Below are 26,777 nucleotides of genomic sequence, written 5' to 3'. Positions count from 1 at the left end.
TCAGTCGGTCAGCGACCGGACGTCCCACACCCACACGCCGCCGGTGAAGGTCGGCTGGATACCGGTCAGCTCGGTCATACCGCGACGTAGCTCCATCTCATGCTCGTGCGGTCCGAGGATCACCACGCCGGCCCGCCAGTAGCGCAGGTCGTCGACCGCCTTGACCCGACTCTGCGGGGTGATCGGCGGCACCGCGCCGGTACGGCGGATGGTGGCGAAGAAGCTGCTCGTGGGTCGCGGCGGCGCGGTGAACAGCGCGACCTTCGGCGGCTGGGCGCTCGGGCGGGTGTCCGGGCCGAGGAAGTAGCCCCGGGCCAGCGGCATGTCGAGCCGGGTGACGGCAGCCCAGCGCAGCGGCTCCGCGTAGGTGGTGTCCGGCAGCGGCAGGGTCACCACACTGCGCCCACCAGCCACGTACGGCCGCCAGGCCCCACTGGTCACGAAGGTGGGCACCGGATCCAGTTGGACCACCGGCAGCGGGGTGGGCAGGATCGGCAGCAGGGCCATCGTCAGCACGGTCGCGGTGGCGAAGCGGATCTGCAGCCGGGCCGCCGGTCGGGCGCGGGCCAGCTCGCGGGCGCGCTCGGCACCGTAGGCGAGCAACACCCCGATGATCGGGGTGATCGCCAGCGCCCACCGGGTCGGCACCACCGAGTGCAGGATCGGCAGGTTCTCCAGCGCCGCCCAGGGCCCCGGCACCCCGGTGCCGCGATTGTTGAAGCGGATCTCCCGGCCGAGCGAGAGCACCGCGAAGAGCAGCCCGAGCCCGGCCAGCGCGAGCACCACCGCCGAGCGCCGCAGCCACCAGACGAGGGCGACCACCAGCACCAGCAGCGACCAGCCGAAGAAGCTGTTCTCCTCGGTCGGGTTCTTGGCCAGGCCGGCGGCGGTGCGCGGGCTGCCGGCCAGCGACTCCCGGGAGTACGCGACGAACGAGGCCAGGTCACTGGAGTAGCCACGGATCAGGCTGGACAACCCGGAGTAGGCGCCGGGGCCGAAGAACTGCACGTACAGCGGGTACGCGAGCAGCGCACCGGCGACCACGGCGGCGACGGCCAGGCCGGCGAGGAACCCTCGGGTCCGTGATCGCAGAGCGGGGCGAGCGAGGGCCAGCACGCCGACGACCACGCCGAGCCCGATCGCGGTCATCAGCAGGATCTCCAGGTTGAGAAACGCCTGCCAGACGATCACCAAGGCGAGCAGCACACCGTTACGCAGCCAGCGGCCGGGGTCGGCGAGCCGCAGCGTACGCCAGATGATCAGCGGGACGACGAACTGCGACACGATGTTCGGGTGGCCGTTGGCGTGCGACACCATGGCCGGCGCGAACGCGCAGAAGCCGGCGCCCAGCCAGGCCGGCCCCCGGCTCTTGACCAGGACGCGGGAGAGCAGGAAGTACCAGGCCGTGGCCGTGGCGATCATTCCGAGAGTGAGAAAGAGCAGGAATGACACACGTGGCCCGAACAACAGGGTGATCGGCGTTATTGGCAATGAAATGGATAATACGGACGTATTTGCCATGAGGTTGACGCCGTCCGGCACGTTCATCTGGTCCGAGTGGAACGGGTACGCGAATTGCGTGACCACCCGCGCACCGTGCGCCATCATCCATTCGAACTGCGACTGGTCCGAACGGTTGTCGCGCACTCCACTGCCCGGGTCCCACCAGAGACGCCCGGTGATCCAGAAGGCGAGCACCACGAAGCTCAGCACGGCGGCCAGATCGACCCACTTCCCGTTACGGCGCAACCGATCGCCGTCGCCGGGCTCCTCCACCCGCGACGCGGTGGACGGACCGTCGCCGGGAGCGTCCGATTCGGGAGTAGTCATGACAATTCATAGGGTAGTCAGCGTATGACGGTGCCGTGACATGTTTCGAGGTACTGCCGTACTATGTGCCGGGTTCGCCGACCGCCGATCACGTGCCCACCCCCCGACCCGCAATTCGGCCAACAGCTCCCCCGATTCCGCTGCCATCCAAGCGGATGATTCACTCTGTCGGTCCAGGCACGGGTCGAGTTCATATCGTGAGGAATCGACGCATGGCAGAAATCACTGGGGACCAGCGCGTCCAGTCCGAGGTGCTTGAGGGCCTGGCGATGGCCGTCAACCACCGTCGCTGGTTCGTCGAACTGGCGGTGCCGTACCTCGGTGACGACCCGATCGAGATCGGCAGCGGCCTCGGCGACTACGCGCTGGAATGGTCGCAGCGGCTACCCCGGTTCACCGCCACGGAGGCCGACCCCGACCGGCTCGTGCAGCTCAAGGAGCGGCTCGCCAGCCAGGCGGGTGTCGACGTCCGGCAGATGCTGCTGCCGCACAACGATCGGGGAAACTACAGCGCCGCGGTCTCGTACAACGTGCTGGAGCACATCGACGACCACGTGGGCGCGCTGCGCAGCATGCGTGACCTGGTCCGACCCGGCGGCGCGGTGATCATCATCGTGCCGGCGTTCCAATTCGCCATGAGCCCGGCCGACATCGCCACCGGCCACGTCCGCCGCTACACGAAGAAGACGCTCGGTACGGCGATGACCGAGGCCGGCCTGACCGTAGAGAAGATCCACTACGCGAACGCGCTCGGGTTGATCGGCTACTTCATGGCCACCAAGGTCTTCCGGCTCATGCCGAAGGAGGGCCCCATGGTCAAGGCGTACGACACCCTGGTCCTCCCCGCCACCAAGGCCGCCGAGCAGGTCGTCCGCCCCCCGTTCGGCCAGTCCGTCTTCGCCGTGGCCCGCGTCCCGGCCTGACCCTTCTCAACCGCGCCGATCTTGCACTTCCTGTTGCCGTAACGTCCCCTCTGCGGGGGTATGTCGGCACAGAAAGTGCAAGATCGGCGCGGTGGGGTTACTCCTTGGTCTGGTGGGTGGGGCGGATTACCGCCCGCGCCAGGGTGTGGAAGGTCAGGTTGAAGCCGACGTAGGCGGGGCTCGCGTCGGGGGTCACGTCCAGGCGGTCGACGTCCAGGGCGTGCACCGCGAAGACGTACCGGTGGGGGCGGTCACCGGGCGGCGGCGCCGCGCCCCCGTACCCCTGCTCGCCGTAGTCGTTGCGGACGGAGAACGCTCCGCCGAGATCGGTGCCCGCCGCGCCCCCGGCACCGGCGGGGAGCTGCGTGACATCGGCCGGCACGTTCACCAGCACCCAGTGCCAGAAGCCGCTGCCGGTCGGCGCGTCCGGGTCGTAGCAGGTGACGGTGAAGCTCTTGGTCTCGGCGGGGAAGTCCGACCAGGTGAGCTGCGGCGAGACGTTCTCACCACCGGCGCTGCCGTGCGCGTGCCGGACGTCCATCGGCTCGCCGTTCTGCACGTCGTCACTGGTCAGGGTGAACGAGGGAACGGTCGGCAGCAGCTCGTACGGGTCCGGGGCGATCGGTCGTTCCAGGGTCATCGGTACGCGTCCTTCCGGAGTGGGCAGATACCAGCCTCTTCATACCCCTTTCCACGGCGTGGAACGACCGATTGGTCGGGGTGTGCCGGATCACGGGAGCGGGCTAGGGTGATGCCCCTGAAGCGTTCCACGGGGGGAATTTCTTGCTCAGCATCTGGCGGGACTTTCTGGTCGCCGTCGTCGGCGTCCTGCGCAAACCGGACGAGCGGGCGCTCGCCGAGGAGCGTCGACGCGCCGTCGAACGACTCGCCGACACCACGATCCGCGAAGCCCGACGGGACGAACCCGAGGGAAACTAGTCGTCGCCGGTCAACGGGCCCAGGAAACGAAGCGCTCGTACAGCTCGCCCGCCGGAATGGCAGGCAGTTCACTCACCGCCACCGCGTGCAGGCTGCCCACGTACATGGACAGGCCGATCCGGTCCCGCCCGTAGGCCTCGGCGAGGCGGACTCGGGCCGGCGCACACGGCCAGGGCGTGTCCTGCTCACAGCTCCGGCAGGTCCATTCCGGCCTGCGCGGCACGTGGAAATCGGCGAGCCGGCCATCTAGTGCAGCGGCGGCCCGCTCGCCCTGAGCCGCTCGGGCTCGCACCGCCGCCGTGACGGTGGTCGGCACCTCCCCGATCATCGACCCGCACCGGTTTCCGGCCTATCGGCGGACTGGTCACGAGCCTGAGCCAGCAGCCGCGCCCGCGCCGCCTCCTGCTCCGCACGTTGGATAGCCGGACCGATGGCCGTCCGTGGTGCAGCGAGCGACAGCCACCGGAATCTCCGGCGCAGCAATCTGAAGGGCCAAACCATCGCGGCGTCCTCCCGCCTCAGGGCGTGGCGGCCTGGCCGCTGCCCCTCCGGATCGACGGCCACCCGCAACACCTACTGCAATCGCGAGGACACGCTATGGAGTTGAACGGGCCGCAGAGGGTACGAGACGTACCCAGCGACAAGACGTACCCCTAGAGTTCCGGCACCGCTATCCGGCTCTCCAACTGAATCGCCTCAGCCCGAATCGCCGCTGGCGCCTCCCGAGCCAGCCTCCCCGCCAACTCCTGGGCGGCTGGCGAGTATCGAACGGTCTCCGGAGACGTGGCTTCGGCGAGACCCAGCAAGTGAAGTGTCGCCTCCTGCGCTCCCTCAAGATCAGCGGAGCGGGCAAGCTCGACATAGTGTCGGCCGCGCCGCTCGGTCGACGGGATCGACGCTGGATCGAGCGAATGCGCACGCCTCTGCGCCTCGTCCGGATCCCCCAGGTCCACCGCGCACATCACGGCGTACACGTCGACCAAGGGCCGCGACACCCGGGTGCGAAGGCCGACGAACTCCGCTGGTAGCGCCTGCTCGACCACCCGACGGGCGGCATCCAGATCCGACCACGCGCCCTGGTCGCCGGTGCGGGCCCTCGTCAAGGCGGTACAGAGAAACAGGTCTGCCAACATCTCCGCCCACTCGGTGCCCCCATCGGCGACCCGGGGCTCGATCAAGGCGCGAGCCTCCCGCAGACGCTCCAACGCTTCGTCACCGCGGCCGACCGCCCGCAACAGGTGTGCCGCGTACCAGGTCGACTGAGCGATGGCGAGTGGGTCATCGGCGTCAAGGGCCGCAGCCATGCCTCGATCGACGGTCAGCCAGCACAGCTCGCGGTCACCGTGCCAGGCGAGGTATGCCTGTGCGAGATGATGCGCCTGGGCGAGCAGCGCGAGGCTTGCGCGCCGGTCGCCGCCGGTGTGCAGCCGGGCCGCGCGCTGGGTGGCGTCGAGCAGGCCGGGCAGGATGACGCTCACCTCGGTGCGTTGATGCCGCGAGGTGTGCCAGGTCTGCCAGGCGGCATCCACGGCACCTCGTAGATAGTCAGGGGAGTCCGGCGTACCGGAGAGGGTGATCTGCCAGGCGGTGAGTGCGCGTCGAACGTCGCCGATGGCGGGATGACTGGGTCGTCCGTCCAGCGACAGAGTTACCTGCGGACCGAACAGGTCGCCGAGGTCACGCACGCCAAGGTGCGGAGCTAGCTGCTGGGCGGCCCGCAACGTCAGGCTTCGACGCCCGTTCTCCACGAACTTGACGGTGGTCGGCGAGAGCCCGGCAAGGCCGGCGAGCTGTTCGCGGGACAGGCCGGCAGCGCGACGAAGCCGCTCGACGCGCTGACCGGGGGTGAGTTGCTGATCGGACATGGAGGCACCTCGCAGCATCGGGTACATCGCGTACCCCGACCGTACGCCGCGGCGAGGCACCCGTCGATGTTCTGCGGAGCACGGAGTTCAGCACACGCAAAGTTATCGCTGGCTTCAGCCCTTTGACGATCAACTAGTTCACGGACCGGACCTGCTGGACCGGGATTGCGCGACTGACCATGACCCGGTTCGACGATCTCTGCGAATCTTCGTGTCGGCTTAGCCGAGGCGAGCTCTTAGGCGCCGGCCATCACGCATGGGCGACAAACACTCGGCGCGCTGGATCAAGCGCGAAGCTTGCTTGACTCGTCAGGCTTGTCCAGTACCTCTATCGTTGAGGGGATGTCCAAGGACCAGCGCAAGCCTCATGCTGGGGCAAGACGCCTCTGGCGAATTTTGGTCATTGTGGGTGTAGTGGGCATCTCTGGCTGGTGGTGGTCACCAACGGCTGTCGGAATCGCCGCCAGCTTTCTGCGCTCTGACTTGGCAGTTAAGGACAGCGTCAGCAGCGTGGTAAGCATGGCCGTGGGGATCCTGTCGCTTCTAACGTCGACCTGCTTGGGGTTGATCCAACTTAGAGCCTCTCAACCGACGGCATCGCTAGACGACGGGACGAAGGTCACCAAACAAGAGGAGAGTTCGGAGCCTCTAGAGGTGACGATCCACAATCTGCCCCAGGTGAACAAAGTGCGCGCTTTGGCGCTAAGGGTTCACGCGTCAATTGACTTGGATCACCATGTAGCAGGGGACGGCAATACGGGGTTGAACGACGAGCTGCCGCTGTTTGTTCCTCGCGAGAATTTTGGGGCCGTTGTCGACGCGCTCCGCCGTTGCAGGACCACTGGCGGCTTTCTACTTCTAGTCGGCAATTCGAGCGTAGGCAAGACTCGCCTCCTGTATGAGGCGCTACGCAAAGCCCTCCCAGACTTTCGCCTTCTTGCGCCAGATCTTGGTGACGGCCAGCTTCTGAATCGGCTTGCCGACTCGAACCTACCACTATCTCCAACGGTCATCTGGCTGGACGAGCTGCAGCGATTTATCGAGGGCCCTTATCTTGCCGCCGGCGATGCCCCTGTTAGCGCTTCCGCCGTGCGGAAGCTACTCGGTTCCTCCAGCTCGGTTGTTTTCGTCGCCACACTATGGCCCGAATACGCGCAACAGTTGAGGGCAACCCATATCATTCCTGCGCTGGGCGTCCACAAGCCCCTATACCCTTCGGCAGTAGATATTCTTGACAATGGACAGTTAACAGAGATCGCTTTAACTAGCTTCACTGTCGAGGAGCGTGCGAGAGCCGAGCATCTAGCTCTGCAAGACCCTCGCCTTGCCATAGCTCTACGAACGACCGATTACAATGTAACGGAAGTACTTGCGGGTGCACGAGAAGTTGTTAGACGCTACGACAGGGGAACCAAAGAGCAGCGCGCAATTATACATGCAGCGGTTGATGCTTGGCGGCTAGGAGTTAAGGCTCCCTTGACCCTCGGCACGCTTTCAACCGCCTCCAGGGGCTATCTGCCGGGCCACTACCCAGAGGATTCTTGGTTCCAGCGCGGCTTGAACGAATTGACGACGGCAGAGCGTCCGCAAGACAGGGCCACCGCACCCATAGTGGTGGTCACTAGCGCTGATCGTCGACAGGTAATCGGATACCTGGTGACCGACTATCTCCTGCAACGCTTGAGTGTAAGCCGGGCGTCATCGGACGTCCCGGATGTAGCTTGGGAAGCATTCGTCGGCACGGCAATCAGCATGGACGACCAGATGCGACTGGCCGAGAGTGCAATCCAATTAGGGATGCCCCATCACGCTGAATCGCTCTTACGTCGGCAGATGGGCAAGAAGCACCCCTGGCGGGCAGAGCATCGGCTGGCACTCCTACTCTCAATGCAAGGTCGCTTTGAGGAGCTGAGCCAACGAGCAAATCTCGGGGATGAGTTCGCTCTTGACGCGTTAGTCGGGTCGTTGATGCAGTCGAATCAACCGAAGGATGCTCTTGCAGTCATACGGTCATTTGCCCAATCGGAAAGCCCGCAATTGCAGCTGAAGCTCGCTGTGCTTTTTGACATCACTGGGCGAACAGATGAGGCAATTGCTATCTTCCAGGACCTAGTAATCAGGGGTGACCTCTATTCTCAGCGTCGCCTACTCGAGCTGCTCGTGTCCCAGGGCCGCGACTCTGAGGCAATCCAGGTTGTGAATTCACTAACCGATCGAAAATGGCTCCCCGCGTTCAGGTTGGGTCATTTAGATTCTGCGACACAGAGTAGCGCCTCCCCGTTATTTTGACATCGTACAATCTCACCGATGTTTATGTTTCAGTCGCTGCAAGCTCGACTAGAACATAGCCATCCTGCGCATTGTCGTACTCACCCCGCCCGCTCGAGCGGCCCGGAAATTGAATCGATGTTGGTCGACCAGGCTGCACCGCCGACCACCAGCACTCCGGCCACCCCGCTCCCTTAATTCCGGATAAGCCTCATGCGGTCTGGGTTCGCGTATAATTCGCAGATAGCGACGTCCGAGGCATAACACAAGGGGCCGGTCCTTCAAGACCGGCCCCTTGTCGCATTTAGTCTCAGAACTCGCGCAGCGCTGTTCCCGAATATCTTCAGGCTGCCACGGGCGCAAGGTGTTGGCCGACCGCTTCGTCCAAGTCCGGATCGGCCAGTCGAAGAGCAGCGTCGAACCGGTGCTGAAGATTACTAACGAGTCTGGCAATTGTATTCCCACACCCGCCCTGCTCTAGATAAACTCGCATCCAGACGTCGCCGATGTCAAATCGCAGCCGTTGCCCCACGTGCAGGTCAACCGCCTCGACCTCAGCAATCCCCTGCGACGTTACTTCGGGCATCCCCCATAGCCTGAAAGGCGCGCGCGATGAGAACAGCGTCTCAAGGAAATTGGGAAGATCTGGGATCGCCTTACTGAACAAGATCACTACTGGGCCGCCAGTCACGCATCCGCCGCCATCCTCGTTACCGGAGGCTTGCCACGCGAGGGCCTTCTGTTCACACAGCTTCACAAGATGACTATAGCGATCAACGACTGTGCTCACGAATAATGCATGCAGCTCGAACGAATTGCCAGATACGGCAAACTTTCCCATTCGGTTAACAGCTTCCCGCACCGTGCCAAAATCTGGATCGGATAGGTTGGTTTCGACGCCATCGAAGGATACCGCAGATCGGAAGTCAGCACTATTTGATATAAAATCTAGTAAAGCCTCAGCATTGCGGCCCGATAGCTGAACCCGCAGATCCTCGGTGTCTGCACCAACGCCTCCCAAGAGCGCCCTACCCCGGAAATCCGTCCGCACTCGCCGAGCGCGAGCACCCGGCCAGATATGCCGCAGATGCTCTGACGGGAGCCAGATCCAGTCCAGATCCCGCCGGCTTCCGACCCAGGAGTTGAGAGTTGAGGACGCCCGGTCAGTCCTCATATCGGTATGGAAGCTCCAAAAACGAGGATTGAGCTGGTCCACCCAGAAACTTCCATTATCCGTATGTAAGCGATAGATGTATGCGTCACCGGTGGGTTCGACGTTTGACTGACCGGCAAGATCTTCGAGGTACGCGCCCGGCTCATCCGTATGGGCTTCGAGGACGAATGTCTTTGTCGGCGAGGCAGGGTTGAGAGTCAATGCCTCAGCCATGGCAGCCCTGGAGCTCACGACTGACCCCCTTCCTCTTCGGCCATCGAATCGATGTCCTCAACGTCATTATCCATCGTGCTCAACTCGCTGAGGAGGTCCATCTGGTCAGGGTTTGCGGGGGCTCGTCGACGTCGGGGCGCTTGCCCCGTCCTACTCAACGCCTGGTAGGCCTGGGTCCGGCCACGAGGATCATGGTCCTCCGGGGTTCGCAGAAATCTGATCAAGCCTTCTCGGCGGGAGCCGGAGGGGGGATCGAAGCTGAAGCGGTCAGGAGAAGCTTCAACGATCGTCGCTACGGCGGCCTTAACCACTGACTTTAGCTTGTTCTGGGCAGCATGACCGTAAAGTCCGTAGTGTGGCGCGACGCGCTCGGTTAGGCCAGTCCAACTAATGTGAGCGGTGCGTTTTGCCAGCTCAGCCACCATCGCCGCCCGGACATGGCGTTCCACCTCTTCCGGTGGGGACTCAGGGTCAAAGGCGATGACCCTCGGCGGCGGCGCGTTAAGCGTCACACCATCGGCGAGAGGGTCATGAAGCCTTTCTGATGCGTACTCACCGTCATGAAGGGCGATTCGGCGGTCACTCACCCCAAAGACCGGGAAGGGTATCCCTACGGTCTTCAAGCCAAGCCGGATCCGCTCAGCATGCTCCTCAAGACACAGGTACAACGTCTCGATGGTCGGCGTGGCCCTGTGCCGCAGACTCACATAGGCCGCCTGTACGGCGTTGGCAGCCGGCATGGCTGCATAGGCCCGCGCCTGGCTCTCCTCGATGTTGGCACCGGACTTCGCCTCGCACTGCACAAGGTGGTTTGTGGCTTCATGGAATAGCAGGACATCGATAACAACCTTGCCGGCAGGACCAACCGCAGGGACCTCCAAGCCAACCACCCTGAAGCCAGCCTGGGCGAGGGTCGGGGGGTTAATGTCTCCGGCCATAACCAGACCGAGGAGCGCATTGACCGGTCGGAGGCGCGCCTCCATGCTGGGTCCCCCCTTCGCCGATCCGCCGACCATATCGTCAAACGAAAGCTAAGGCTGTCCGGACATCGTCTGATTTTGCTGGCCATCCAGCGAGATCGCCCGGCGAACTTTGCCGCCCACTTGCCGCACGAGCAAGAGGCGGCGGTTCCGAACGGGACATTGTGAGACCGATTCGTCATTTACAGACGCACCCCCTAGCCAGCATTAGCGCTGGTCAGGGGGCACTTTGCTGTCCAGAGGGGCGGAGGGTGTGGGATTCGAACCCACGAAGACATCGCTGCCTTACCGGTTTTCAAGACCAGCGCCATCGGCCACTAGGCGAACCCTCCCGGACCGACACCCGTGGGTGCGCGGCCGTGAACAGTCTGCCACGGCACCCGGCGGCCGGCTCGGCGTCCCTCCCCGAAAAGCGCCGGCCAGGCGGCAGCTCCAGCGTCCACTGTGGCGCTGATCGACTCGACTTCCCTGAAACCGGGCGTCCCGCGCGCCCGGATGCCCCGATTTCGCTGAAGCCGAGTTGACCAAGCCCGCGGACCGCCCGGGTTCCCGCAAGCCGGGGCAACCGAGCCCTCGGTCCGCGCTGAAGCCGAGTTGACCAAGCCGACAGGGATCGGACCGCCGCGAGGGGTGCGTCTGCGGCGGGGAGCGCGGCGGGTGAGACTGGGGGCATGCGAGCCATCACCGTTCCGCAGCCCGGTGGACCCGACGCGCTGGTCTGGGCCGAGGTGCCCGATCCCGAGCCCGGCCCGGGTGAGGTGATCGTCCGGGTGCGGGCCAGCGGGGTCAACCGCGCGGACCTGCTGCAACGGCAGGGGCACTATCCGCCGCCGCCGGGCGCGCCCGCGTACCTCGGTCTGGAGTGTTCCGGGGTGATCGATGCGATCGGCCCGGAGGTGACCGGGTGGGCGGTCGGCCAGGAGGTCTGCGCGCTGCTGGCCGGTGGCGGGTACGCCGAGCGCGTGGCGGTGCCCGCCGGCCAGCTGCTGCCGGTGCCGGCCGGCGTGGACCTGGTCGACGCCGCGGCGCTGCCGGAGGTGGCCTGCACGGTGTGGTCGAACGTGGTGGGGGTGGGTCGACTCACCGCCGGCGACACGCTGCTGGTGCACGGCGGGGGCAGTGGGATCGGCACGTTCGCGATCCAGTTCGGGGCGGCGCTCGGCGCCACGGTCCTGGCGACCGCCCGGACGACGAAGCACGCCCGGCTGCGCGAACTGGGCGCGGCGCACACGATCGACTACCGGGACCAGGATTTCGTCGAGGAGGTCCGTGAGGCCACCGACGGCCACGGCGCGGACGTCATCCTCGACATTCTGGGCGCTTCCTACCTGGGGCGGAACGTGGAGGCGCTGGCCACCGGCGGCCGGCTCGTGGTGATCGGGATGCAGGGTGGCCGCAAGGCCGAGCTGGATCTCGGCGCGTTGCTGACCAAGCGGGCCAGCGTGTCGGCGACCGCGCTGCGCTCCCGGCCGCTGGCCGAGAAGGCGGCGATCGTGCGGGGCGTACGCGATGAGGTGTGGCCGTTGGTCGCGGCTGGCGCGGTCCGCCCGGTGGTGGACCGGCGGCTGCCGATGGCCGAGGCGGCCGAGGCGCATCGGCTGGTCGAGTCGAGCGACCACGTCGGGAAGGTGCTACTCACCCTCGGGTGAGGCGGGCGGCAGCATGAGGCGGGCGCCGGGGCCCTGGGCGGCGAGGGTGTCGCCGGGGTTGTAGAGCATGCAGCGTTGCAGGGACAGGCAGCCGCAGCCGATGCAGCCGTCGAGGTCGTCGCGGAGCTTGGTGAGCAGCCGGATCTTCTCGTCCAGCCGGCCGCGCCAGCTCGCGGAGAGGCGCTCCCAGTCCTGCGGGCTGGGGGTACGGCGCTCGGGCAGCGATTCCAGCGCGTCGCGGATCTCGTCGAGCGAGACGCCGACCTGCTGGGAGATCCGGATGAAGGCGACCCGCCGCAGCTCGGCGCGGGCGTAGCGGCGCTGGTTGCCGCCGGTGCGGTCGGCGCGGATCAGGCCGAGGCGCTCGTAGTAGCGCAGCGCGGACGGTGCCACGCCGGAGCGGACGGACAGCTCACCGATCGTCAACGCGTCCTGCATCACCGGGTCCTTGAGTTGAAGTGGACTTCAACTCAAGGTTACCGGCGATCAACGCGCGGAGGAGACCGCCGGGCGACGGCGGGCGCGCTCGCGACCGAGGATCCAGATCGCCTCGACGCCGTCCTTCCAGGTGATCTTCTTGCCCTCTTCGCGGCCCCGGGCCCGGTAGCTGATCGGCACCTCGTACGGGCGGATCCGGCGGCGCAGCAGCTTGCCGGTCACCTCGGCCTCCATGCCGAAGCCCCGCGAGCGCACCTCCAGCGACCGGTACAGCTCCACCGGCATCAGCTTGAAGCAGGTCTCCAGGTCACCGATGTACGAGTTGAAGAGGACGTTCGCCGCCATCGTGACGCCCTTGTTGCCCATCACGTACCAGAAGCTGTAGGCGCTGTGGCTGCCGAACGTGCGATTGCCGTAGACGACCGTGGCCCGCCCGTCGAGCACCGGGGCGAGCAGCTTCGGGATGTCCTGCGGGTCGTACTCCAGATCGGCGTCGAGGATGACCATGTATTCGCCCTCGGCGCTGTCGACCGCCGTCTTGATGGCCGCGCCCTTGCCCGCGTTGCGCTGGTGGGTGATCACCCGCAGGCGCGCGTCGTCGGCGCGACCGAGGACCTCGCCGGTGCCGTCACGGCTGCCGTCGTCGACCACGACCAGCTCGATCTCGCAGGGGTAGTCCACCGCCAATGCCTGCTTGAGGGCATCCGCGATGCGTTCTTCCTCGTTGTAGACCGGCATGAGGATCGAGAGCTTCACGGGAATCTCCACGGTGGCGACAACACGTCGGGCCTAGCCTAGCCTGGCTGGTCAGCCCAACGGTGGCCGCCACCGTCGGACAGCCGGCGTGGCGGTTTCAGCCCGATGGTGTTTACTTCCCGCCATGTCGGCTGCCGGCCCCCTGCTCGCGGTGCTCCCCGCCGCCTCGGTGCTCCTGCTCACGATCGCGTCGAAGCCGCGCGGGACGTCTGCGGTGGCCCCGTCCCGGCTCGCCGCGGTGCGCGCCGCGCTGCTCACCGGCGCGTACGCGGTGCTCGTCGTCGAGGTGCTCGGCGCGCTGCACACCCTGACCCGGCCGGCGTTCGTCGCCGCCTGGCTGCTCTTTCTCCTCGCCGCCGCGACGGCGGTGGCTCTGCGCCGGCGACGCGACACCCCGGCCACACCGGCCGCCGCCGCGACGCCGCAGCCGGTGCCGGTGGGCGCGGCGGTGCCCGCCGGCGCCGCCCCGGACACACCCGCCCCGGCCGTCGACCACGGCCCGGTGGGCGGGCGCACGGCCGCACCGATCCAGCCCAAGGGAGTACGCGCCAGACTGCTCACCCGGGCGACCGAGAGTTGGCGTACGGCGGGTCGGGGCGAACGGCTGCTCGCGGGCGGCATCGGCGGCCTGGTGCTGCTGGAGCTGCTGATCGCGCTCTTGGCCGAGCCGAACAACTTCGACTCGCAGACGTACCACCTGCCGAAGGTCGAGCACTGGGTGGCCCAGGGCGACCTCGACTTCTGGCCCACCGCCATCCACCGGCAGGTGACCATCCCGCCCGGCGCGGAGTACCTGCTGCTGCACCTGCGCCTACTCACCGGCGGCGACGCGCTGCACAACCTGGTGCAGTGGGCCGCCGGGGTGCTCTGCCTCCTGGTGGCCGCGCGGATCACGGCGCAGCTCGGCGGCGGCCGGCGAGCCCAGTTGATCACCGCGTTCGTGCTGGCCAGCACCCCGATGGTCGCGCTACAGGCCACCAGCACGCAGACCGACCTGGTCTGCGCGGCGTGGGTGGCGTGCGCGGCGACCCTCGCTCTGGACGGTCTGCGCCGACGCACCGGCTGGGGAACCGTGCTCGGCCTGGGGGCGGCCACCGGGTTGACCGCGGTGACCAAGACCAGTGGTCTGATCGCGGTGGGCCCGCTGCTGGTGCTCTGGGGTCTGGCCCAGCTCCGGCTGGCCCTGGCGGCTCGGCCATCAGCCGCCGAACCGTCGGGTCGGGCGGCGACCGCCGGGGCGTCGGCCGGTCGGGCGCGGCCGGTGTTCCGGGTAGTTACCGGCTCGGTGCTGATCATGGCGGTGGCCGCGCTGGTGGTCGGCCCGTTCCTGGCCCGGGTGACGGCCGAGTTCGGGCACCCGTTGGGCCCGCCCCGGCTACGTGAGTCGATCCCGATGGAGCGGCACGACCCGGCCTCGATTCTGGTCAACGCGCTGCGCATCGGGCACACGGCCTTCGACACGCCGGTCGCGCCGCTGCGAACCGCCGGCGCGGACGCGATCATCGGCGGTGCGGAGGCGATCGGCGTCGACCCCCAGGACCGGGCGATCACCTTCGGCCGGGAGGTGTTCCCGGTGCCGGCCTGGTACCCGGACGAGGATCGGGTGGCGTTCCCGATCGCCGGGTCGGTGGCGCTGCTCGGCGCGCTGGTCGCCCTCGTCCGCCCGCGCCGGATCGATCCGGCGCAGGCGGGGCCGCTGCGGGCGTACGCCGTGGTGGTGCTGGCCGCCGTGCTGCTGCACACCTCAATGATCAAGTGGCAGCCGTGGGGCAACCGACTGATCCTCTACGCCCTGGTGCTCGCCGTCCCGCTCGCCGGCCTCTGGCTCGACGCGCTCCTGCGCCGCCACGCCGACCGGACGCCGGAGCCCGCCGACCCGGATCGGAGGCGACGCTCGGTGGCCGCCGTGGCGGTCGTCGTCGTGCTCGCCACCTCGGCGCTGGCCGGAGTGCTCGCGCTGTCGTACGGCTTTCCGCGCCGGCTCGTCGGCTCGGGCTCGGTCTTCACGACCTCGGACTGGGACACCCGGTTCCTGCGCCGACCCGAGTGGGCCGACGAGTTCCGCTGGGCCGCGGCGGCGGTCCGCGAGAGCGGCGCGCGCCGGATCGGTCTGGTCGAGCGGAACGACGACTGGGAGTACCCGTGGTGGCTGCTGCTGCGCCAGCCGGACGGCAGCTCCCCGGATCTGGTGTCGTTGCAGTCGGTCCTGCCGGAGCGACCGCCCGCCGACCCGGCCTCGGTGGACGCGATCGTCTGCACCGGTAGCCAGCCGGCCTGCGCCGAGCTGATCCCGGCCGGGTGGCGGTTGGAGTTCCGCGACTACGTCGGTTACGCCCTGCCCCCGGGACGCTGACAACTACGGCAGGCGAGGGCCCCGCACGTACGACGTGCGGGGCCCTCGCTTTCGGCTACTTGGCGCGAGGGATGAGGACGAGCCGGGCGACGCCCTTGTCCCCGTCCTTGGTGCCGGCGACGCCGACCGTCGTGCCGACCTTCACCTCGCTGGGCTGCACCGTCGACCGCTTCTCGACGACGCGCAGGTCCTCGCCGAAGGTCCACGTCATCGTGAAACCGTCGGTGGACTTGACGGTCATCGAGTCGCCGTCGACGGCGGTCACCGCGCCACGCTGGACGGCGACGGTCTGCGTACCGTTCTCCTTGGTCTGCACCACCGCCTCGCCGTGCAGGGTGTTCTTCCGCAGCAGCACGCGGGCCTGGTGGCGCTTGCGCAACTCCTCGCCGCGCTTCTGCTTACCCTTCTCGGCCGCCGTGGGAGAAGGTGCGGGCGTCGCCGGGGCGGCGAGGGTCTGCACGTCCAGGTCGTTGGCGTCGAAGCCCATCGCGGTGAGCGCCTGGCCCTCCACACCCATCGCGGCGGCGACCTCGACAGCCGCGTCCCGCGCGGGCTGGCTGGCCACCTCGGCCGCGCCGCATCCGCTGACGCCGAGCGCCACCGCTGCGAACAGTGCCGTGGTGCCGGTGACGAATCCCCAACGTGGCATGACTCTCCCTCTCGTCCGTGGAGCCTTCAGCCTTCCCCGCGAGGACGAGCGGACCGTCAGGCCGATGTACGGGTCCGGTAAGGATCACCGGGCAGCCGGACCGTGAAGGCAGCGCCACCCTCGGGCGCGTGACCCGCGACAATCTCCCCGCCGAGCCGGCGCACCAGCCCGGCCGCGAGCGCCAGCCCGAGACCGCTGCCCACCTTGCGCACCCCCCGGTACCGCTCGTGCAGCGCCCCCCGCTCGAACGCCACCGCCAGGTCGTCGTCGGTGAAGCCGGGCCCGCCGTCGCGGACCTCCAGCACACCGCCGGCCGCCGGGTCCGGACCGACCGGCCGGACCGCGAGCACCACGGGCGCACCCGGGGGTACGACCCGCAGCGCGTTCTCCAACAGCCCGTCCAGCACCTGCCGGATCCGACCCGGATCGGTGTACGCGGACACCGGCGCGCCGGGCGTCTGGAGGTGGAACGGCACCCCGACCGCAGCGCAGCGGCCGGACCAGGTGGGCTCCGCGTCGGCGGCCAGTCGGGTGAGGTCGACGGGTACCGGCTCCAGCGGGAAGTCGGCGGCCTCCAACCGGGCCAGCGCCAGCAGGTCGCCGATCAGCCGGTCGAGGTGCTGGGCCTCGGCCAGCATGGTCCGGCCGGTGTCGGCGGTGCCGTCCGCGTCGATGACCCCGTCGGCCAGCGCCTCGGCGTACCCCCGGATCGCGGTCAGCGGGGTGCGCAGCTCGTGCGAGACGGACAGCAGGAACTCCCGCTGCCGGCCCTCGCTGGTGGTCAGCGCGGCGGCCAGGCCGTTCAACGCCTCGGCCAGGTCGGCGACCTCGTCCGGCGACTCGACCGGCACCCGCACGGCGCGGTCGCCGGCGCGCAACCGGGCGGCGGCGGTGGCCGCAACGCGGATCGGTCGGGCCAGGCGGCGGGCCAACAGGAGACCGGCCACCACACCGGCGGCCAGGCCGGCCAGCAGCGGCAGCCACAGGCTGAGCAGCACCTGCGCCCACAGCCCGTCCGACGTGGCGCGGGAGAGCACGACCCCGTTGCCGTCGGGCAGCGCCCGGCCCTCCACCAGGGCGCGGTGCCCGTTGACCGACCGGCGGGCCGACACGTTGCGGCCCTGCCCGATCCGCTGCACCACGCGCGGCGGCAGGCCCGCCCGGTCGACGGTCCCGCGCCGGATCAGGTACGCGTCGATGCCCTGGTCACGGAGTTGCTGGATGAGCTTCTCCTCGTCGGCGGCGCGTCCCCGGTCCAGCCGGGTCCGCAGCACCTCGGCGGCGAGTCGCGCCTGGGCGGCGAGGGCGTCCTGATCGCGTCGCTCCGCGCCCCGGATCGCCAGCGGCACGGCGACGATCGCCGTGACGAGCACCGACACCAGTGCCACCGCACAGGTGACCAGCACCGCGCGGGCGGTCAGGGTCCGGCCGAGCCGGTTACGCCGGGGGGCGGCCGACTGGCGGTCGCCGACCACTGGCAGCGCCATGGTCGGCGACTCGACGCGTACCGGCTGCTCAGGCATCGACCGCGTACCCCACGCCGCGGTGGGTGCGGATGACGCTGGCCGGGCCGAGCTTCGCGCGTACCTGCGCGACGTGCACGTCCACGGTGCGGGTGCCGGCGTGCGCGGCGTATCCCCAGACCCCGGCCAGCAACTCCTCGCGGGTGAAGACCCGCCCCGGCCGGGCCATGAGATGGGCCAGCAGGTCGAATTCGGTCGAGGTGAGCTGCACCGGCAGCCCCCCGGCGGTGACCGTCCGGCGGGCCGGGTCGAGGGTCACCGGGCCGACGACGCGCGGGCGTTCCGCGCCCTCGGGGCCACCGGCGGTGCGACGCAGCACGGCGCGTACCCGGGCGACCAGCTCGCGCGGGCTGAACGGTTTCGTCACGTAGTCGTCGGCGCCCAACTCCAGCCCGACGATCCGGTCGACCTCGTCGTCGCGAGCGGTGAGAAAGATGACCGGCGTCCAGTCGCCGGCCTCGCGCAGCCGTCGGCAGATCTCGGTGCCGGGAAGGCCGGGCAGGGCGATGTCCAGGACGCAGGCCACCGGGCGCAGCCGGCGGGCCGCGTTCAGGCCGGCCTCACCGTCGCGTTCGAGGTGGACGCCGAACCCGTCGCGGCCCAGGTAGAGCCGTACCAGGTCGGCGATGGCCGGCTCGTCCTCGACCACGAGGACGAGTCCGCGGTGCGGCGGTTCCGAAGTCACCGGCCCATGATTCCCGACCCGGTGGCTCGGCGCGATCGGTACGTGTTCGAGTTCGGTAAAGGCGCTCGTCGTACGGCGTCAGCGCGCGACGGCGGGACGGAACACGCTGGGCCGTACGGGGGCGGGCGTGTCGCCGATGGTGGCGAGAACCCGTTCGCGGGGTGCCCGCAGACGGGTCCGAAAGGCGTGGTTGAGCAGCGCGTCGAGCTGCCACACCTGCTTCGGGTGGGTGGTGCGGATGAGGAACCGCTCGCGGATCCCGTCGATCGCGGTGGCGGCCAGCTCGACCGAGTGCAGCCGCGGGTCGGGGCTCCACGTGACGTTGCTCAGCTCTCGCAGCTCGGTGTTGAGGTGCAGGCGCAGTCGGTGCAGGAGTCGGGTCTGCTGGGTCACCACCAGTCGGCGGTGCGTGAGCAGCAGCAGGTAGTCGCCGGTGACCGGACGGTCGGGGCGGCTACAACGGGTGACGAGGATGGTCGCGTCACCGGAGCCGACGCAGCGGCGGAACACCGGCATGTGCCGGCTCACGGTCTGCACGGCGAGGCCGGCCTCGGTGGCGGCCGGGAGGAACGTTCGGGAGAAGACGTCCATGACCTGCCCAACGACCTGCCCGGCGGGGTGACGTGGGTCACGGCGAATTTTTGGAAGTTCCACGCCGGCCCGTCGCACTGCCTGTCCGATTTCCGACCTGGACGGATGCCGGTCAGCTTTCGGGCTGAAGCGGGGTAGCGGCGAACAGCTCGGCGAGCCACCCGGGCACCGCCTCGGCGTACTCAGCGCGGGCCGGGTCGGTCGTGTCGAGGGCCCGCCGCCAGGAGAGCGACCGGCTCACCGCGCCCAGGTTCATCGCCAGGCCGGCGGCCTCGACGAGGGTGCGGCGGTCGTAACGGTCGGTCCACGCCTCCAGGTAGGCGTCGCGCAGCCGGGCCAGGCTGGCGTCGTCGGCGGACAGCGCGGTGGCGTACCGAATGGAGCGCAGGGTCACCAGCAGCGTGCCGAAGGGGTGCGCCACCGAGGCGTCGCCCCAGTCGAAGTAGCGGTACCCGGCCGGCCCGGCGAAGACGTTGCCGTCGTGCAGGTCGTCGTGCTGCACGGTCGCCTCGATGCCGATGTCCGCGAGCCGACGGCACCGCCGCGCGTACGCCGGAACCTCCGCCCGCAACCGCTCGTACGTCTCGACGGTCAGTCCGCCCTCCGCGCCGACGCGCAGCGACTCGGCATCGTCGAGCAGGTCGGCGAGCAGCCCGGCCAGCGCCTCCGGACGGTGGTCCGGCACGCCGAGGGCGACCAGTTCGTCGGCGCGCGACGCGGTGGCGAGTTGCAGCGCCGCGTACCCGGGCAGGGCCCGCTCCCAGTGCGTCAGGTCGGGGTCGCGGCCCAGCACGTCGCGCAGCGTCTCCCCGCCGTCGGGGAGCAGCGACCAGCCCCGCTCCCGGTCCACCCCGATCGGGGCCAGCACCCGCTCGGGCGTCAGCGCGGCCAGCGTCGCGATCAGGACCGCCTCGTGCGTCGTGCCGGAGTTGTTGGCCTTGAACCAGACCGGTCCGTCGTCGGTCGGCACCCGCCAGACCAGCGACCACGGCCGGACCCGGGGCTCGACCGGCCCACTGACCCGCCGGCCGGTGCCCGCGAGTCGCTCGTCGACCCAGGACCGGGCCTGCTCCTGCCACTGCACGCTGGACCAGTCGGGAGCGCGCTCGTCGGCGATCGTCGTCACGATGGGCACCCTAGGCGGCGTGCCCGACCTCGGCGAGAGCATTTCCGGGGCGGATCAGACCAGCTCGACGATCGTGGCGTTGGCCATGCCGCCGCCCTCGCACATGGTCTGCAGGCCGTAGCGGATTCCGTTGTCCCGCATGTGCGCCAACATCGTCGTCATGATCCGGGCGCCGGAGCCACCGAGCGGATGCCCGAGGGCGATCGCCCCGCCACGCGGGTTCAGCCGCTCCGGGTCCGCCTCGGTCTCCGCCAACCAGGCGAGCGGTACGGGGGCGAACGCCTCGTTCACCTCGTACACCCCGATCTCCTCGATGCCCAGCCCCGCGCGGCGCAGCGCCTTCGCGGTGGCCGGGATGGGCGCGGTGAGCATGGTGACCGGGTCGTCGGCGGCGACCACCGCGGTGTGGATGCGGGCCAGCGGGCGCAGGCCGTGCCGGCTGGCCCAGTCGGACGTGGTCACCACGAGCGCGGCGGCGCCGTCGGAGATCTGCGACGCGGAACCGGCGGTGACCACACCGTCGGCGCGGAACGGGGTGGGCAGCTCGGCGAGCCGGTCCAGTGAGGTGTCCCGGCGGATGCCCTCGTCGGCCGCGACCGTGCCACCGTCGTCGAGGGGCACCGCCGCCAGCTCCGGGTCGAACGCGCCGGCGTCCTGCGCGGCGGCGGCCTTCTCGTGGCTGGCCAGGGCGAACTCGTCGAGCTGGGTACGGGAGAAGCGCCAGCGCCGGGCGATCAGCTCGGCCCCGACGCCCTGGTTGAAGGGGAGCGGCGCGTCGTCCGCGAAGCCCTCCACACCCCGGTAGCGGGCGCGGAGCTGGTCGCTGAACGGCAGGCCGTCCGCCACGCTGGAACCCATCGGCACCCGGGTCATCGACTCCACCCCACCGGCGACCACCAGGTCGGCCTGGCCGGAGAGCACCGTCGCGGCGGCGAAGTGCAGGGCCTGCTGGCTGGAACCGCACTGCCGGTCGAGCGTGGTGCCGGGCACCGCCTCCGGCCAGCCAGCGGCGAGGACGGCGTTGCGGGCGATATTCCACGACTGCTCGCCGACCTGGGACACGCAGCCCCAGAAGACGTCGTCGACCTGCGCCGGGTCGAGCCCCGTACGCTCGGCGAGGGCGCGCAGCACGTGCGCCGACAGGTCGACCGGATGGACACCGGCGAGACCGCCCTTGCGCCGCCCGACCGGGGTGCGTACCGCGCCGACGATGACCGCGTCACTCATGTTTACTCCCCGGTAACTTGGGCTGTCCCGATCCTACGCTGACGCGGCGGGCCGCCGCCCGCCCCTCTCCGGCGTCGATCATGGAGTGGTGGTGGGCAGAAGCGGGAGGCCATGACCGCTGGCATGCTGGGCGGGTGGATGACATTCCCGGAACTCGGCAGTGGCGGGTGCCGTCGACCCTGCCCACGGCGAAGCTCGCCGGTGCCGTTCTGCTGATCGCACTCGGGTTGCTGTTCGCCGACGGTGACCCGGTGCGGCTGGTCGTGGCCGGCGTGGCCGCCGCCGCGCTGGCCGTCTGGGCGGTACGCGACCTGGTGGCGCCGGTCCGGCTGGCGGTCGACCCGGCGGGGCTCACCGTCATCCACGGCTTCGCCGGCCGGCGACTGCTGCCCTGGTCGACGGTCGAGGCGATCAGCGTGGACCGCCGGCAACGGCTGGGGTTGACCGGCGAGGTCCTGGAGATCGACGCGGACGAGTCGCTGCACCTGTTCGGCAGGTACGACCTGGGAGCCACCCCGGAAGAGGTGGCCACGGCGCTGCGGGCCGCCCGCCCGGTCAGCTGAGCAGTTGCACGGTTCGGAAGATCACCGCGGCGAGCAGGATCAGCACGATGACCGAGCCGCCGACGACCTGCACCAGCGTGCGCCGCTCCCGTGGCGCGTACGCGAGCACCGCCGCCATCGCCCCGCCGACCACCAGGCCACCGATGTGCCCGGCTTTCGAGATGCCCGGCACGGCGAAGGTGAATACCAGGTTGATGACGAGGAGCGGAACGATCGCCGAGGTGTTCAGGCCGAGACGACGCATGATCACGAAGATCGCGGCGAAGAGCCCGAAGGTGGCCGTCGACGCGCCGACAGTCAGACCTTCGTTGGGAGCACTGGTCAGGAAGACGGCGACATTGCCCCCGATCCCCGCGATCAGGTAGAGGGCGAGGAAACGCACCCGCCCGAGCGCGCCCTCCAACTCCCGCCCGAGCACCCACAGCGCCCACATGTTCAGCAGCAGGTGGAACACGCCGTAGTGCAGGAACATGGCGGTGACCAGGCGGTACCACTCACCGGCCGCGACACCGTGCACCGGGCCGAAGGCAACGTACGAGGCGTAGCCGAGCACGCCACCCCAACGGGTCAGCGGCGTTCCGTCGCCGGCCAGCCCGCCGAAGCCGGAGCCGCCCAGCACCGCGGTAAAGGACCGGGCGGAGGCGACGGAGAGCAGGAAGAACAACACGTTCAGGGCGATGAGCGCCTTGGTGACGTAGCCGTGCCGGCCGGCGGCACCGCCACCGAAGGCGGTACGCGCCGGCCGGACACTACGACGACCCTCGTTGACGCACTCCGGGCACTGGTGCCCGACGGACGCCTCCCGCATGCACTCCGGACAGATCGGCCGGTCGCAGCGGGTGCACCGGACGTAGGTCTCCCGACCGGGGTGCCGGTAGCAGACCGGGGTGGTCGGCGGAGACTCGCTCACCGGGCCGACCCTCCGTCCGCCACCGCGCGAGGCACCGACGCCGGCCGGCGTGATGCTCCGGAGCGCTCAATCATGCGAGCAAAGGTACCTCGCGATGTCGTCAGGAAGCGGATCGCTCGATCTCGACCCGCTCGATGACGACGTCCTGCAGCGGACGGTCGCTCGGGCCGGTCGGGGTGTTCGCGATCGAGTCGACGATCTTCACCGACTCCTCGTCGGCGACCTGGCCGAAGATGGTGTGCCGGTTGTTGAGGTGCGGCGTCGGGGACACGGTGATGAAGAACTGCGAACCGTTGGTGCCCGGTCCGGCGTTCGCCATCGCCAGCAGGTAGGGGCGGTCGAACCGCAGCTCCGGGTGGAACTCGTCGGCGAACTTGTAGCCCGGCCCGCCCCGGCCGGTGCCGGTCGGGTCGCCCATCTGGACCATGAAACCGCTGATCACACGGTGCGAAATGGTGCCGTCGTAGTACGGCCCGTTGCCCGGCTGACCGGTGCGCGGGTCGGTGTACTCCCGGTTGCCCTCAGCCAGGTCGACGAAGTTGCGGACGGTCTTCGGCGCGTGGTTCGGGAAGAGCTCCAGCCGGATCGGGCCAGCGTTGGTGTGCAGGGTGGCGTAGACAGCCTCGGCCACGGGTACTCCTCACTTGTTGGTCAGTTCCATGCGGATCCTCCCATGTGCCCGATCTGGCATCGCGGAGGCATCCGAAGGTGGAGGATGACGAAGGAACAACTCCCAGGAGGTAGGACCGTGTTTGGAATCGGGCGGCGTAAGTCCCAGGGCCAGCTCGCGAAGGCAGAGCTGAACCAGAGCATCAGCCACCTGATGCAGGCAGCCAACCACGCCGCCAAGGGCGCCGGCTCCTCGGTCGGCCCGCGGGTCCAGGCGGCCCGGGGCTACGTCGGGCCGGCCGCGGTGAAGGTGCGCGACCGCGCGTCGACCGGTTGGGGTACGACACTCACCACGCTGGCACCGCTGGCCGCGGCGGCTCGGGACGGCGCCGCGCAGGCAGGGCCGCTGACCAGGAAGGCCAAGTCGAAGACCATGCGGATCACGGGGAAGAAGAAGCAGCCGCGCCGTCGCGGTTCGAAGATGACCGGCCTGCTGGCCGCGGGCGCCGTCGTCGGTCTGGTCGGTGCGGTGGCCCTGCGCCGCCGCCGCGAGCAGCAGGAGTGGGCCGAGTACGACCCGACCCACACCCTGGAGCCGATGCGCGACGAGGTCGACTCGATCGAGGTGCGTACCCCGGCCGCGACCAAGGGCTCCGACGGGTCCGCCATCTCCGGGATGACCGGCGCGGGCAGCTCGGCGGTGGCCGGCGGCGACAGCGCCAGCACCACCGCCACGGCCAAGCCGACCGCTGTCCGCCCGACCGACAAGGTTCCGTCGGTCGCCGAGGGCGCCAAGGACGTTTCGGGACGCCCGGCCGACGACCTCACCAAGGCGCTGGGCAAGGACACCGCCCGCACCAACGGCCGCCGCTGACCCCTGACAGCAGCGCGACGAGCGCCGGCGACGCGGGCTTGCCCCCGCGCACCGGCGCTTCGCGCGTCTGCCGGGCCGGTCAGAGCCAGCCGTTGCGGCGGAACCAGCGGTAGAGGGCCAGCGAGACGCCGAGCATGAGGGCCAGGGCCACCGGATAGCCGTAGGTCATCTTCAGCTCGGGCATGTTCTCGAAGTTCATGCCCTCGACCCCGGCGATGGAGGTCCAGACGGCGGCGATGGCCGCCCACGCCGCGATCTTGCGCATGTCGTTGTTCTGGTCGACGGACACCTGGGCCAGCCGCGCCTGGAGGATCGAGTTCAGCAGGTCGTCGTACGAGTTCACCTGCTCGACCGTACGACTCAGGTGGTCCTGCACGTCCCGGAAGTACTTGCGGATCTCCTTGGGTACGTCCCGGTTGACCTGCGAGGTCAGGTTCATCAGCGGCCGCTGCAAGGGGACCACCGCCCGCTTGAACTCCACCAGCTCCCGCTTCATCTGGTAGATCCGCTGGATGCGCCCGTGGCTGTTGCGGTCGAAGACCTCGGCCTCCAACTGGTCCAGGTCGTCCTCGAGCTGCTCGGCCACCTCGAGGTAGAGGTCGACCACCCGGTCGGTCACCCCGTACGCCACCGCCCACGGGCCCTGGAGCAGCAGTTCCTCTTTGGTCTCCAGATCCGCCCGGACCGGGGAGAGCCGGCAGGCGTCACCGTGCCGGACGCTGATCAGGAAGTTCGGGCCGATGAAGAGCATCACCTGACCGGTCTCGACCACCTCGGAGGTCTCGGTCAGCTCGGTGTGCTCGCAGTACCGGGCGGTGCGCAGCACCAGGAAGCTGACGTCGCCAAAGCGCTCCAGCTTGGGCCGCTGCTCGGCCTTCACGGCGTCCTCGACGGCCAGCTCGTGCAGGCCGTACGTCTCCGCGATGGCGCTCATCTCGGCCAGCTCGGGCTGGTGCAGCCCGATCCAGACGAAGCCGTGCTCCTCGCGACGTGCGGCCTCCAGCGCCTCGGCGTACGACCAGTCGCCGGGCTGCCGCCTGCCGTCGATGTACAGCGCGCAGTCGACCACTCCGCTGCGCCCGGCGCCGCTGGGCGCCGGGGTGGGTGGTGAGCCGTCGGCGTTGAGCATCCGGGTCATCGCCCGGACCGGGGACGGCCAGGCTCGGGGTCGCAGCACCCGAGATGTGTTCAACGGCGCCGTCCGGCCCCGCTCCGCCCGATCCGTCATCGCGACACCTCCCCGCGCTCGCCTGCGGCTTGCAGGCTACGCCGATGGTGGCCATCGGCAGGTGTGACGGCGGTCGCGGGTGCGGCGCCGGGCGGGCCGGGCCGCATCGGGGGGTGAAGGGACGACACGGCCCACCCGGCGCCCGTGGGGGCGGGGGTTGTGCTGCACGCGTGATCCGAGGTGGGCGGGCGGTGATCTCCGCTACACCTGACGGATGACGCTCGCAGCATTGTGGGCCGCCGGCCGCCCGCTGGGGAGACCTGAGACGGCCGGCATCGTCTTTTTGTCGGAAACCCGACAGATTTTCAGCTTCGGCTGGCCTCGACGGCCTCGGCGAGCCGGCGGACGCCCTCGTCGATCCGGTCGGCCGTCACCGCGGAGAAGGCCAGCCGCAGGGCGTGCCGCCCGCCGTCGAGGACGAAGTCACTGCCCTTGACGACGGCGACGCCACGCTCGGCCGCCGCCGGGGCGAGCCGGTCCACCAGCACGTCCTCGGGGAACTCCACCCACAGGAAGTAGCCGCCGTCGGGCTCGACGAACCGCGCCTGCGGCAGGTGCCGGCGCAGCGACTCGGCCAGCACCTGGGCCCGCTCGCCGAGCGCCGCCCGGACGGTCTCGATCGAGCGGTCGATGTCGCCGGAGACGCAGAACTGGTGCACGATCGCCTGCGACACCATGCCGGGCGAGATGTAGAGGCTCGTCGCGTTCTTGGCGATGTCGGCGATCAGATCCGCCGGACCGACCAGGTAGCCGACGCGTACGCCCGGGCAGACCGTCTTCGTGAAGCTCGACGCGTGCACGACGACGTTGCGGGTGTCCATCGAGAGCATCGACGGCAGCGCCTCGCCCCGGAAGCGGATGTCCGCGTACGGGTCGTCCTCGAAGATCGTGAAGTGGTATTCAGCGGCCAGGTCGAGCAGCTCGCGGCGCTTCTCCAGCGACAGCGTCACGCCGGCCGGGTTCTGGTAGTTCGGGATGACGTGCGCCAGCCGGGGGCGCACCCCGGACTCCAGCAGCTTGCGCAGCTCGGCGGTGTCCAGGCCGTCCGGCTGGACCGTCACACCGTGCAGCTCGCCGCCCATCCGCTGGAGGTTGAGCAGCGTGCGGTCGTACGTGGGGCGCTCGACGACCACCGCGTCGCCGGGGCGGATCAGGTGATCGAAGAGGAACGCGTCGGCCTGCAGCGACCCGTTGGTAACCAGCACCTGGTCGGCCGCGACGCCGTGCTTCTCGGCGATCCACTTGCGCAGCGGCACGTAGCCGACGGAGGTGCCGTACGCCGTGACCCCCGCGGGATCGGCGTCGAAGGCGCGTACGGCGGCGGCCTTGAGCCCTTCGACATCGACGATGTCCAGCGAGGGGGCCCCACGGGCAAAGGAGATCAGCTGCTCGGCGGTCATGGAT

25 protein-coding genes and 1 tRNA gene are annotated in these 26,777 nt (G+C 69.2%); 7 read left to right on the top strand and 19 right to left on the bottom strand.

The genetic code is table 11. From position 1 onward, the window contains the following. On the bottom strand, positions 1 to 1,830 hold the full coding sequence (locus AB0J36_RS17415; RefSeq protein ID WP_357131653.1) for a hypothetical protein: 1,830 nt from the start codon (positions 1,828 to 1,830) through the stop codon (positions 1 to 3). A 212-nt stretch (positions 1,831 to 2,042) separates the two neighbouring features. Between AB0J36_RS17415 and AB0J36_RS17410 the strand changes: the two genes are divergently transcribed. Beyond that, positions 2,043 to 2,753 carry a class I SAM-dependent methyltransferase gene (locus AB0J36_RS17410; protein ID WP_357131650.1) on the top strand — a complete coding sequence of 237 codons (711 nt, stop codon included), beginning with the start codon at positions 2,043 to 2,045 and terminating at the stop codon, positions 2,751 to 2,753. Positions 2,754 to 2,850: 97 nt separating this feature from the next. On the opposite strand, the gene AB0J36_RS17405 is transcribed toward AB0J36_RS17410, so the two are convergent. Beyond that, a complete protein-coding gene (locus AB0J36_RS17405; protein WP_363660856.1) occupies positions 2,851 to 3,393 on the bottom strand; it encodes a YbhB/YbcL family Raf kinase inhibitor-like protein in 543 nt (180 codons plus the stop codon). A 143-nt stretch (positions 3,394 to 3,536) separates the two neighbouring features. On the opposite strand from AB0J36_RS17405, the gene AB0J36_RS17400 reads away from it, so the two are divergent. Next, positions 3,537 to 3,692, top strand: coding sequence for a hypothetical protein (locus AB0J36_RS17400; protein ID WP_355048704.1), 156 nt, complete (start codon positions 3,537 to 3,539; stop codon positions 3,690 to 3,692). A gap of 10 nt (positions 3,693 to 3,702) precedes the next feature. Here the strand turns inward: AB0J36_RS17400 and AB0J36_RS17395 are convergent, their stop codons facing one another. Both AB0J36_RS17395 and AB0J36_RS17390 read right to left on the bottom strand, forming a co-directional pair. Beyond that, entirely contained in the window at positions 3,703 to 4,008 is a 306-nt protein-coding gene (locus AB0J36_RS17395) for a hypothetical protein (protein ID WP_357393779.1), read from the bottom strand. A gap of 337 nt (positions 4,009 to 4,345) precedes the next feature. After that, positions 4,346 to 5,557 carry a helix-turn-helix transcriptional regulator gene (locus AB0J36_RS17390; RefSeq protein ID WP_357393821.1) on the bottom strand — a complete coding sequence of 404 codons (1,212 nt, stop codon included), beginning with the start codon at positions 5,555 to 5,557 and terminating at the stop codon, positions 4,346 to 4,348. A gap of 342 nt (positions 5,558 to 5,899) precedes the next feature. On the opposite strand from AB0J36_RS17390, the gene AB0J36_RS17385 reads away from it, so the two are divergent. Next, positions 5,900 to 7,846, top strand: a complete 1,947-nt coding sequence (locus tag AB0J36_RS17385; RefSeq protein ID WP_357393777.1) for a hypothetical protein — start codon at positions 5,900 to 5,902, stop codon at positions 7,844 to 7,846. Between the two features lie 322 nt (positions 7,847 to 8,168). On the opposite strand, the gene AB0J36_RS17380 is transcribed toward AB0J36_RS17385, so the two are convergent. From AB0J36_RS17380 to AB0J36_RS17370, 3 genes are all read right to left on the bottom strand, one after another. Beyond that, the gene (locus AB0J36_RS17380; protein ID WP_357393775.1) at positions 8,169 to 9,230 is read right to left on the bottom strand and encodes a hypothetical protein; all 1,062 of its coding nucleotides are present in this window, start codon (positions 9,228 to 9,230) and stop codon (positions 8,169 to 8,171) included. Then, a complete protein-coding gene (locus AB0J36_RS17375; protein ID WP_363660855.1) occupies positions 9,227 to 10,195 on the bottom strand; it encodes a hypothetical protein in 969 nt (322 codons plus the stop codon). Before AB0J36_RS17375 ends, AB0J36_RS17380 begins: the two co-directional genes overlap by 4 nt. Before the next feature lie 242 nt (positions 10,196 to 10,437). Beyond that, positions 10,438 to 10,524, bottom strand: a tRNA-Ser gene (locus tag AB0J36_RS17370). A gap of 339 nt (positions 10,525 to 10,863) precedes the next feature. Between AB0J36_RS17370 and AB0J36_RS17365 the strand changes: the two genes are divergently transcribed. Then, the gene (locus tag AB0J36_RS17365) at positions 10,864 to 11,841 is read left to right on the top strand and encodes an NAD(P)H-quinone oxidoreductase (protein ID WP_357393771.1); all 978 of its coding nucleotides are present in this window, start codon (positions 10,864 to 10,866) and stop codon (positions 11,839 to 11,841) included. Here the strand turns inward: AB0J36_RS17365 and soxR are convergent. Beyond that, positions 11,824 to 12,279 carry a redox-sensitive transcriptional activator SoxR gene (gene soxR, locus AB0J36_RS17360; protein ID WP_357131626.1) on the bottom strand — a complete coding sequence of 152 codons (456 nt, stop codon included), beginning with the start codon at positions 12,277 to 12,279 and terminating at the stop codon, positions 11,824 to 11,826. The genes AB0J36_RS17365 and soxR overlap by 18 nt on opposite strands. 48 nt (positions 12,280 to 12,327) lie before the next feature. Further along, a complete protein-coding gene (locus AB0J36_RS17355; protein WP_355240514.1) occupies positions 12,328 to 13,035 on the bottom strand; it encodes a glycosyltransferase family 2 protein in 708 nt (235 codons plus the stop codon). 124 nt (positions 13,036 to 13,159) lie between these two features. Here AB0J36_RS17355 and AB0J36_RS17350 point away from each other — a divergent pair, with 124 nt between their 5' ends. Next, entirely contained in the window at positions 13,160 to 15,388 is a 2,229-nt protein-coding gene (locus AB0J36_RS17350; protein ID WP_357393769.1) for a hypothetical protein, read from the top strand. Positions 15,389 to 15,443: 55 nt separating this feature from the next. Here AB0J36_RS17350 and AB0J36_RS17345 read toward each other — a convergent pair whose 3' ends face one another. The 6 genes from AB0J36_RS17345 to AB0J36_RS17320 all read right to left on the bottom strand — a co-directional run bounded on the left by AB0J36_RS17345 (position 15,444) and on the right by AB0J36_RS17320 (position 21,189). Further along, entirely contained in the window at positions 15,444 to 16,037 is a 594-nt protein-coding gene (locus AB0J36_RS17345; protein ID WP_357131619.1) for a hypothetical protein, read from the bottom strand. Between the two features lie 56 nt (positions 16,038 to 16,093). Further along, positions 16,094 to 17,560, bottom strand: a complete 1,467-nt coding sequence (locus AB0J36_RS17340; protein ID WP_357131616.1) for a histidine kinase dimerization/phospho-acceptor domain-containing protein — start codon at positions 17,558 to 17,560, stop codon at positions 16,094 to 16,096. Beyond that, positions 17,553 to 18,245 (bottom strand): response regulator transcription factor, encoded by a 693-nt coding sequence (locus AB0J36_RS17335; protein ID WP_357393768.1) that lies wholly within the window; start codon positions 18,243 to 18,245, stop codon positions 17,553 to 17,555. Before AB0J36_RS17335 ends, AB0J36_RS17340 begins: the two co-directional genes overlap by 8 nt. A 78-nt stretch (positions 18,246 to 18,323) precedes the next feature. Next, positions 18,324 to 18,836 carry a hypothetical protein gene (locus tag AB0J36_RS17330; protein WP_357131610.1) on the bottom strand — a complete coding sequence of 171 codons (513 nt, stop codon included), beginning with the start codon at positions 18,834 to 18,836 and terminating at the stop codon, positions 18,324 to 18,326. Positions 18,837 to 18,948: 112 nt separating this feature from the next. Further along, complete coding sequence (locus tag AB0J36_RS17325) at positions 18,949 to 19,962, bottom strand: aminoglycoside phosphotransferase family protein (protein WP_357393766.1); 1,014 nt, start codon at positions 19,960 to 19,962, stop codon at positions 18,949 to 18,951. Positions 19,963 to 20,016: 54 nt separating this feature from the next. Then, on the bottom strand, positions 20,017 to 21,189 hold the full coding sequence (locus AB0J36_RS17320) for an acetyl-CoA C-acyltransferase (protein WP_357393764.1): 1,173 nt from the start codon (positions 21,187 to 21,189) through the stop codon (positions 20,017 to 20,019). A gap of 134 nt (positions 21,190 to 21,323) precedes the next feature. Between AB0J36_RS17320 and AB0J36_RS17315 the strand changes: the two genes are divergently transcribed. Next, positions 21,324 to 21,752 carry a PH domain-containing protein gene (locus tag AB0J36_RS17315; protein ID WP_357131601.1) on the top strand — a complete coding sequence of 143 codons (429 nt, stop codon included), beginning with the start codon at positions 21,324 to 21,326 and terminating at the stop codon, positions 21,750 to 21,752. On the opposite strand, the gene AB0J36_RS17310 is transcribed toward AB0J36_RS17315, so the two are convergent. Continuing rightward, on the bottom strand, positions 21,745 to 22,662 hold the full coding sequence (locus tag AB0J36_RS17310) for a rhomboid family intramembrane serine protease (RefSeq protein ID WP_357131598.1): 918 nt from the start codon (positions 22,660 to 22,662) through the stop codon (positions 21,745 to 21,747). The two genes, AB0J36_RS17315 and AB0J36_RS17310, sit on opposite strands and share 8 nt — an antisense overlap. A 100-nt stretch (positions 22,663 to 22,762) precedes the next feature. Continuing rightward, the gene (locus AB0J36_RS17305) at positions 22,763 to 23,293 is read right to left on the bottom strand and encodes a peptidylprolyl isomerase (RefSeq protein WP_357131595.1); all 531 of its coding nucleotides are present in this window, start codon (positions 23,291 to 23,293) and stop codon (positions 22,763 to 22,765) included. Between the two features lie 84 nt (positions 23,294 to 23,377). Here AB0J36_RS17305 and AB0J36_RS17300 point away from each other — a divergent pair, with 84 nt between their 5' ends. Next, positions 23,378 to 24,145, top strand: a complete 768-nt coding sequence (locus tag AB0J36_RS17300; protein WP_357171791.1) for a hypothetical protein — start codon at positions 23,378 to 23,380, stop codon at positions 24,143 to 24,145. A 79-nt stretch (positions 24,146 to 24,224) separates the two neighbouring features. Here AB0J36_RS17300 and corA read toward each other — a convergent pair whose 3' ends face one another. After that, complete coding sequence (gene corA, locus AB0J36_RS17295; RefSeq protein ID WP_357131588.1) at positions 24,225 to 25,373, bottom strand: magnesium/cobalt transporter CorA; 1,149 nt, start codon at positions 25,371 to 25,373, stop codon at positions 24,225 to 24,227. A 305-nt stretch (positions 25,374 to 25,678) separates the two neighbouring features. After that, positions 25,679 to 26,773: a PLP-dependent aminotransferase family protein gene (locus tag AB0J36_RS17290; protein WP_357131584.1), complete on the bottom strand. Its 1,095-nt coding sequence runs from the start codon at positions 26,771 to 26,773 to the stop codon at positions 25,679 to 25,681. Positions 26,774 to 26,777 lie beyond the last annotated feature (4 nt).

Source organism: Micromonospora sp. NPDC049662, assembly GCF_040675055.1.
In the GTDB taxonomy this organism is placed as follows: Bacteria; Actinomycetota; Actinomycetes; order Mycobacteriales; family Micromonosporaceae; genus Micromonospora.
This window is presented reverse-complemented; position numbering and strand designations above follow the sequence as displayed.

Bases quoted from the DNA above. Each gene is read 5' to 3' on its own strand.
- AB0J36_RS17365 (WP_357393771.1), top strand. From the start codon at position 10,864: ATGCGAGCCATCACCGTTCCGCAGCCCGGTGGACCCGACGCGCTGGTC.
- AB0J36_RS17340 (WP_357131616.1), bottom strand. From the start codon at position 17,560: ATGCCTGAGCAGCCGGTACGCGTCGAGTCGCCGACCATGGCGCTGCCA.
- AB0J36_RS17385 (WP_357393777.1), top strand. From the start codon at position 5,900: ATGTCCAAGGACCAGCGCAAGCCTCATGCTGGGGCAAGACGCCTCTGG.
- AB0J36_RS17405 (WP_363660856.1), bottom strand. From the start codon at position 3,393: ATGACCCTGGAACGACCGATCGCCCCGGACCCGTACGAGCTGCTGCCG.
- AB0J36_RS17330 (WP_357131610.1), bottom strand. From the start codon at position 18,836: ATGGACGTCTTCTCCCGAACGTTCCTCCCGGCCGCCACCGAGGCCGGC.
- AB0J36_RS17410 (WP_357131650.1), top strand. From the start codon at position 2,043: ATGGCAGAAATCACTGGGGACCAGCGCGTCCAGTCCGAGGTGCTTGAG.
- AB0J36_RS17320 (WP_357393764.1), bottom strand. From the start codon at position 21,189: ATGAGTGACGCGGTCATCGTCGGCGCGGTACGCACCCCGGTCGGGCGG.
- AB0J36_RS17290 (WP_357131584.1), bottom strand. From the start codon at position 26,773: ATGACCGCCGAGCAGCTGATCTCCTTTGCCCGTGGGGCCCCCTCGCTG.
- AB0J36_RS17375 (WP_363660855.1), bottom strand. From the start codon at position 10,195: ATGGAGGCGCGCCTCCGACCGGTCAATGCGCTCCTCGGTCTGGTTATG.
- corA (WP_357131588.1), bottom strand. From the start codon at position 25,373: ATGACGGATCGGGCGGAGCGGGGCCGGACGGCGCCGTTGAACACATCT.
- AB0J36_RS17390 (WP_357393821.1), bottom strand. From the start codon at position 5,557: ATGTCCGATCAGCAACTCACCCCCGGTCAGCGCGTCGAGCGGCTTCGT.
- AB0J36_RS17415 (WP_357131653.1), bottom strand. From the start codon at position 1,830: ATGACTACTCCCGAATCGGACGCTCCCGGCGACGGTCCGTCCACCGCG.
- soxR (WP_357131626.1), bottom strand. From the start codon at position 12,279: ATGCAGGACGCGTTGACGATCGGTGAGCTGTCCGTCCGCTCCGGCGTG.
- AB0J36_RS17350 (WP_357393769.1), top strand. From the start codon at position 13,160: ATGTCGGCTGCCGGCCCCCTGCTCGCGGTGCTCCCCGCCGCCTCGGTG.
- AB0J36_RS17345 (WP_357131619.1), bottom strand. From the start codon at position 16,037: ATGCCACGTTGGGGATTCGTCACCGGCACCACGGCACTGTTCGCAGCG.
- AB0J36_RS17300 (WP_357171791.1), top strand. From the start codon at position 23,378: ATGACGAAGGAACAACTCCCAGGAGGTAGGACCGTGTTTGGAATCGGG.